The sequence below is a fragment of the Methylobacterium soli genome, assembly GCF_008806385.1.
In the GTDB taxonomy this organism is placed as follows: Bacteria; Pseudomonadota; Alphaproteobacteria; order Rhizobiales; family Beijerinckiaceae; genus Methylobacterium; species Methylobacterium soli.
In genome coordinates this window covers 1-580 of the sequence record NZ_VZZK01000090.1, presented here as the reverse complement: position 1 = coordinate 580, position 580 = coordinate 1, and the positions used below count along the sequence as shown (strand labels likewise).

Annotated in this window: 1 protein-coding gene; it reads left to right on the top strand. The window is 70.9% G+C overall.

The window, feature by feature from the left end:
* Positions 1-580, top strand: a 580-nt coding sequence (locus F6X53_RS32865; RefSeq protein WP_191971091.1) for an Ig-like domain-containing protein, incomplete at both ends; no start/stop codon positions are given.

Here is a 580-nt window from a genome sequence, read left to right as displayed (position 1 = left end):
CGGTACGGCGGAGGCGGGCGCGACCGTCACGATCTCCGACAACGGCACGGTGCTGGGCACCGCTGTGGCCGGCACCAACGGCGTCTTCAGCTTCACCCCCACCGCCCCGCTGGCGCAGGGCGCCAACAGCCTCACCGCCACCGCGCAGGACACGGCCGGCAACGTCTCGAGCGCATCGGCGGCCGTTGCCTTGACCATCGACAGCGTCGCACCCGGTGCGCCGGCGATCACGACACTGCCCGGTCTGACCAACAACGCCACCCCCATCATCACCGGTACGGCGGAAGCCGGCACGACCGTCACGATCTCCGACAACGGCACGGTGCTGGGCACCGCTGTGGCCGGCGCCAACGGCATCTTCAGCTTCACCCCCACCGCCCCGCTGGCGCAGGGTGCCAACAGCTTTACGGCTGTGGCACAGGACGCGGCCGGCAACGCCTCGGGTCCGTCCGCGGCCGTCGCCCTGACTATCGACAGCGTCGCGCCTGGTGTGCCGGCGATCACGACGCTGCCTGGTCTGACCAACAACGCCACCCCCATCATCACCGGCACGGCGGAAGCCGGCACGACCGTCACGATC